At 53.1% G+C, this 6,000-nt stretch carries 7 protein-coding genes; 5 read left to right on the plus strand and 2 right to left on the minus strand.

Translation table 11 applies throughout. The features are described from left to right. Positions 1 to 254: 254 nt before the first annotated feature. The 3 genes from GO707_RS05575 to GO707_RS05585 all read left to right on the plus strand — a co-directional run bounded on the left by GO707_RS05575 (position 255) and on the right by GO707_RS05585 (position 3,027). A complete protein-coding gene (locus GO707_RS05575) occupies positions 255 to 644 on the plus strand; it encodes a hypothetical protein (RefSeq protein WP_157012439.1) in 390 nt (129 codons plus the stop codon). Between the two features lie 154 nt (positions 645 to 798). Next, positions 799 to 1,479, plus strand: coding sequence for a DUF3800 domain-containing protein (locus GO707_RS05580; RefSeq protein ID WP_157012440.1), 681 nt, complete (start codon positions 799 to 801; stop codon positions 1,477 to 1,479). 876 nt (positions 1,480 to 2,355) lie between these two features. Continuing rightward, positions 2,356 to 3,027, plus strand: coding sequence for a Fic family protein (locus tag GO707_RS05585; RefSeq protein ID WP_302147881.1), 672 nt, complete (start codon positions 2,356 to 2,358; stop codon positions 3,025 to 3,027). Between the two features lie 116 nt (positions 3,028 to 3,143). Here the strand turns inward: GO707_RS05585 and GO707_RS05590 are convergent, their stop codons facing one another. Together GO707_RS05590 and GO707_RS05595 are read right to left on the minus strand one after the other, a co-directional pair. Next, positions 3,144 to 3,629: a nitrilase-related carbon-nitrogen hydrolase gene (locus GO707_RS05590; RefSeq protein ID WP_198161021.1), complete on the minus strand. Its 486-nt coding sequence runs from the start codon at positions 3,627 to 3,629 to the stop codon at positions 3,144 to 3,146. A gap of 772 nt (positions 3,630 to 4,401) precedes the next feature. Then, a complete protein-coding gene (locus GO707_RS05595; RefSeq protein WP_157012442.1) occupies positions 4,402 to 5,265 on the minus strand; it encodes a DNA adenine methylase in 864 nt (287 codons plus the stop codon). Positions 5,266 to 5,325: 60 nt separating this feature from the next. On the opposite strand from GO707_RS05595, the gene GO707_RS05600 reads away from it, so the two are divergent. Both GO707_RS05600 and GO707_RS12870 read left to right on the plus strand, forming a co-directional pair. Next, entirely contained in the window at positions 5,326 to 5,556 is a 231-nt protein-coding gene (locus tag GO707_RS05600) for a helix-turn-helix domain-containing protein (protein WP_157012443.1), read from the plus strand. Next, positions 5,549 to 6,000, plus strand: a 452-nt coding sequence (locus GO707_RS12870; protein WP_418655107.1) for a DUF7690 domain-containing protein, incomplete at its 3' end; no start/stop codon positions are given. The genes GO707_RS05600 and GO707_RS12870, both read left to right, overlap by 8 nt.

The following is a 6,000-nucleotide window of genomic DNA, read 5'->3' on the forward strand; positions in this document are numbered from 1 at the left end:
CTGGATAATAGCGATACTTGTCATCGGGTTGGCAATAGCCGGATTGGTTGGAGGAGCTGTCTTGCACCCGCTACTCTACGGTCTGTTCATCGCCTCGATACTGATTGTTCCTCTATGGCTCGGGTCTTCGATCGTCTACGGCATCATAGATGCGATCTTCGGAAAGAGGCGATAGGCCATAGGGTGTGCAAAAGTGGCTCTCCGTGCCTGCCGTTATAATTACATGTGAAGGAACCATAAACGAGGGAAACAGCTTGGCCGACATCAGATGCAGGAGATTCTCGGACATTCTCAGAACCAAAGAGGATCACTACCCATATTCAGACAGGTACATAAGCGAGGTTCACGACTCGTCCACCAAGACGGGAAGGACCGAGCGCGAGCACATGGTCGAATGGTTTCGCGCGAACGAGACCAAGGGAAGCGGTTCGTACAGCAGGCAGACTCCGAACTCCAGCGCGAGACGATGCTGCAACAGCCTGATGAACGCTGCCTCGCTCCTCTGGATCGCCGAGGCTGTCGGTATAGACGAGCTTACCGTGAAGATTGCATATGAGGCTGCTGTTGGTGCCGGAGATTATCGCCGAGCATGCGGGGCGATTCGAAAGATCATCACCTGGGACATGGTCTACGCCTGCGTATAGCCACGAGAGGTCACGATTTCGTGTAGGGCGGAATTGCCTGTTGTCGCAGGAGCTCGCAGGCCTTATAATGTTCAGCAACGGACTGGTCGAATAGATCTTGGTCCACCCTGCGGCGGGGATATTCCCCGCCATTTCTATATCTAGGAGCAATACCTTGTCTGACCTTGGGATATTCATCGACGAATCTGGAGACGTAGGGTCGAACTCCGAGTTCTATCTGATCACGATGATACTCCATGACCAAGCATCGAGCATCGAACAGCAGGAACAAAAGCTTTGCTACGAGCTCGATCTTCTGGATGTGCATCCTGAAGAAGCAGTCCACTCCGGTCCCATAGTCCGCAAAGAGGATGAATGGAAGGACGTCGATCTCGAAAAGCGCCGCAAAGTCTTCTTCAAGATGTTCTCGTTCATGAGGCTTAGCCCTATCAGCTACAAGACGTTTTCCGTCAGGAAGAGGGAATGCGCCGACCGGTTCGCGCTGAGGGGGCGGCTCGCAAACGAGCTGGGCTCTTTCCTGAGGGACAACCTTGCTTTCTTCCAGGGATTCGAGTCGGTCATCGTGTACTACGACAACGGTCAGGCTCTTGTCACGGACCTCATCAACACCGTGCTTTGCGCGTATCTGACGAATGTGGATGTCCGCAAGATAGCTCCCTCCGAATACAGGCTGAGCCAGACGGCGGACATGGTCTGCACGCTGGAGCTTATGCGGGAGAAATCTGAAAATGGCGCGGGCATGAGCAAGTCCGAGCTCATCTTCTTTGAGAGCAGGCGAAGGCTCAGCAAAGTGTTCCTGAAGACGCTGAAGGGACTGGAGTTTCCCAAGAGCTAGCTCACGGGGGAACCGAGCCTCTCGTGGCATTACCGCCGCAGCTCCACCCGGAGCGCGCGTCTTCGCAAACGAGTGCTTGAGATTGGAGAATTACCATGGAGTCACCCAGGGTCCTGCCAGAAGCGGGCAACAGGGTTCGATTCGAATTCGACGGAAACCTCGTCTCCGGCACCGTTTTCGTCGTCGATCCTAGGGGCGGCGGCGTTTGTTTCGGTGTCTGCCCCAGTTGCGATGTGAGAGCCGATGACGGCACGCTTCACAAGCATGTCCCCATCAACGAGGTCGTGCCTTTATCGGTTGAGCAGAGGTAAGTTGGCGACCTCCCTTCGCCGCATGCTGGATCTGGGCGGCAAATGGGCAGTCGATGCATGCTGCTAAGCGGTTTGGGGCGATTTTGCTCTGCGAACCGGCTCATAAAGACCCTGTACTCACTTGGAACTCACTTTGTACTCAGCGTTTCACGTTCTGCCTGTTCAGGCCTTTACACCCCTATGCTGAATTTATTCCTGAGTTATTCCTGGTAATAAATTTGCGGAGTAAACGATCGGGATCTCGGCATTTTTGTACTCAGCATTTTCGAAATAGGAGAAAACACCTGTTCACAGGTGCTTTATTGTAACGCCGTATTTATTCCCTTTCCGAGGTGTGTAAAACGGGATTTAAGGTGAGTACAAAACGATACTGTTGATTTGCTTAACTAGGTGGACGTCATGATGCAGGTTGGACGACATAACATGATTTGATACGTATTGTACGCCTGACGGCAAAAACTACGATTGAGTGGGAGTAGGGGTTCTCCTCTTTCCTTTGACGCTTGATCACCCTAGCGGGTGCTCTCCGTAACGAGGGCACCCGCTTCATTATGAGGAGCGCCCCGTGGATGCCCTGCAATTCACGCGCGATCACCAGGCTTATTTCGAAGACTACGTGACACGCAGCACATACCACTCGAACGCCATCGAGGGCAGCACGCTGTCCTTTGCCGAGACCTATGCCATCCTCTGGAACGACAACACCATGAAGGTGACGGCCACGGCTCGCGAGCTGTACGAGGCGATCAACCACAAGTACGCCCTGGCCACGGCATCGGAAAACATGGACGACCCTCTTTCGGAGCGGCTTGTCAAGGCTATAGCGCGGGATATCAACCGCAACATAAGCGGCATCGACGACTATCGTCACGGCCAGGTGATCATCCGCGGGGCGGAGCACCTGCCGCCGGCCGCCAATCAAGTGAACCAGCTCATGATGCAGCTCGTGTACGAGTACAACCACGACGAGGGAGGGGACCCCTTCCTGCGCGAGGCTCGCTTCCATGTCCGCTTCGAGAGAATTCATCCCTTCGAAGATGGCAACGGTCGGACAGGTCGCATCCTCGTAAACCGCGGGCTCATGCGAGCCGGTCTCGCTCCGGTAGTGATCCCCGTGGAAGAGCGCGCCGCCTACATGGACTTGCTGGCGCGCAGCGACTACGACGGCCTGGCCGCCATGCTGCGCCGCCTGTCTGAGGCGGAGACCGAGCGTATGGAAAGATTCGCCGAGCTATAGCAGCGTTTGGAACAAGTGGAGAAAGCTATTCCACCTTCTGAAAGTACTTCCTCATGAGCTCCCTGGGGATATGGCAGTAGTCGTTGGGGAACTTGTCCAGGTGGTTCTGGTGCGCCCTAGCGCCCAGGGAAGTTGGAATTGCGGAGGGTGCGGCCCGATGCCGCGCGAAGACGACCTGGGCCGCACCCTCCGGGTGGCGAGATTCTACTGAACTTCGAACTGGATGTCCTCGTAGGAGAGGCCCTCGGGCACTCTTCCTCGCCGAGGATGAACACGGGCTTCTGGCGGCTCGCGTCCACGAAAAGCTGCATGTTCCCCGGCGTGGAGTAGTGGCCAGCCGGGTCCATGAAGTACTTGGCGACCGGGATGAGCCCCAGGTCGATGTCGGCGGCGAGCACGCCCTCCGCGTCGTGCTCCATCTTGGCGATGACCTGCCCCGTGGGGCTGATGATCCGCGTGAACCCGTGACCGTAGGCCATCGCCTGGCGCTGCGCGTCGGAGCGGCAGAGCTTCTCCTCCATCTCCGGCGTCCAGATTTGGCTGGCGCACAAGGTGAACGTCCCCGTCGCCCGCACGATCATCTCGTTTGAGGTTGCCTTCATCTTGCGGTACCTGCCCAGAAGATTGCCGGACGATCCTAACAATATATCGACGCAAGGCTCGGTCGACCTGTTCAAGATCATGGAGACGCGCGAGGACTGTAGCGCGACTGTTATCGGTTCGGAGTTTGAGCTCGCCGAGCAGTATTTGTGTATCGAAGGCGAGCTGATGATCAACCCTGTTCTCAACTGCATAGCGACTGGGGCTCTCTGCATCTATCGTGAGAACTCGAACATACGCGAGTGTTTTTTTAAGAAGAAGGGAGGTACGTGGAGATACCAGAAATAGCTTGTTAGCGCCGGGTGGGATTTACTGCGGTTTAGTGCAGGCGTTAACAGAGCCGTGCTGTGTCGAGCGGCGAAAGCATGGTTGCTGTGTGGGGAGGGTGCGGATACGCCGGTGCGTGCTGTTATCGCCGGACGCTATGACGCAAGTGATGTGAGACGTGCTGTCTTGGGTGACACGCATACCATCGTATAGGCACGAGTTTTCGGACGGCGTGGCGAATGCTGATGGCGCCTCCACTGGCGTTGCGCGTGTGATCGCTGGCGCCTACAAGGTAGTTTGTGATTCGCTTGACGTTTGTGGTGCGCCAAGCTTGATCAGCGTCAATTGTTGCAAGACATTCTACGGTGACAGGATCTGTTCCATCGCTGCCGGCACTATTGAAGCAGGCGGCTGCGTTTGGGCGCACTGCACAGCCTGCAGCGGTGCCACTAGTATGTGGTCATAGGTACAGCTGATGGAAGTAAGAAGTATCTGAAAATATAAATCCTAATTCCAGGTCAACAATAATTTATCGTGGACAATGTCATTTGGCATAGAATGATTCTTCTGTTGAAGACGATCTATCATTGAGGTGCCACAGTTAACAATTATTTCACGCGCGAAAACGCCATCAGGTGGTTGTGGTGAGATGTTTTTTGACTTCGACTTCCTATATCCGTTAATCGACAAAGCGACATAAACTCCTCGCGACTTGCAATCGGCTATAGCATCCCAAAGACCATCGATGGAAAAATCCTGCGCTCCGTAAATAATGGATTGAGAATGCGTATAAGGCGGATCGCAATAGACCAAATCGCCTTTCTTGGCGCGTGACATCGCCTCACGATAATCAGCGGTATCGAAATCAACATTTTGAACAAGGTTGTGCCACTGATATACGCGCTCTCTGAACGATTCGGGGGAAATCGGTTTGTGCGGACCTTTCGGGGTGCTCATAAATCCATCTTTCTTCCTGAATCTGACGATCCCTGAATAACAGGTTCTTGTGAGCAGACAAAAATCAAGGCAGTTTTTATCACTGTTGAAGCGGTCGCGAATCATGGAATATGATTCGTCGGGATGTGAATAGTAATCATCAATCTGGCTTTGATAGTAGTCGCAGAGAACATCGGGATCATCTTTGACGTATTGAAAAATATCGACAAGAAAAGGAAGTGCGTCACTGGCGTATGCGCGTTCAAACCTAGGCCACATTGCTCCGCAAGCATTACGTTGAGATAATTCAGCCAATACAGCACCGCTCCCCAAAAAAGGTTCGTGGTAGTTTCTGAAGGATTCAGGAAAACAATCAACGATGTATTCTGCGAACCTTTGTTTGTTGCCTATCCACTTCAATAAGGCTGGTACCATTAGAAACTCCGTAACTTATATCATGTAGACTTATCGTCTACATAGTACCATGATCAACCCATGGAAAGAAGTATCCAAATAGCATTCGGCGATGCGGTGCGAGATGCACGGGTTAATCATGGCTACTCACAAGAAGAACTGGCTGACCTGTGCGGAATGCATCGAACCTATATCAGTGATATTGAACGTGGATTACGTAATGTATCTTTGGAGAACATAGAGAAGATATCAGCAGCTTTGGATACACCTCTGTCAGTCCTTTTTGAGCAGATTGAGACCGAGAATGCGTAGATTCGACTATTTCAAAGGACAACCTTCTGAGTTTTGGGCGAAGGTGAGATTCATTTCGCAAGAACTCGGTTATACGAAAAGAAGAGCAGACGCGATCCGGACGTATTCGGTTGACGAAATAGTGAATCTCTTTTTAGAGAATGGCGATCAAATAGATATCGCTGAGGCAGAAGAGCTCAGCAAATATAGCGAGATGCGTTGCGAAGCAGTTCATGAAGCACGAAATTATTTGATGGATGCCAAACAGGCCGAAGAGGTCTACGCGCAAGTATCGAAGAAGATATCCTGGGCAATTGTGCCCTTCAGTGCCCCAATGAGGGGGTGCGGACAGTTACTTGGACAGCGGCCTACGCCGCCAGCCCCAACCGCCTCCTGCGGTTGTCTATCGTATCGTAGACGGTCCTGCCGCCCTCCCGGAAGGCCTTTAGACGGACGGTCGAGTAG

It is taken from the genome of Adlercreutzia rubneri (assembly GCF_009755265.1).
Taxonomy (GTDB): domain Bacteria; phylum Actinomycetota; class Coriobacteriia; order Coriobacteriales; family Eggerthellaceae; genus Adlercreutzia; species Adlercreutzia rubneri.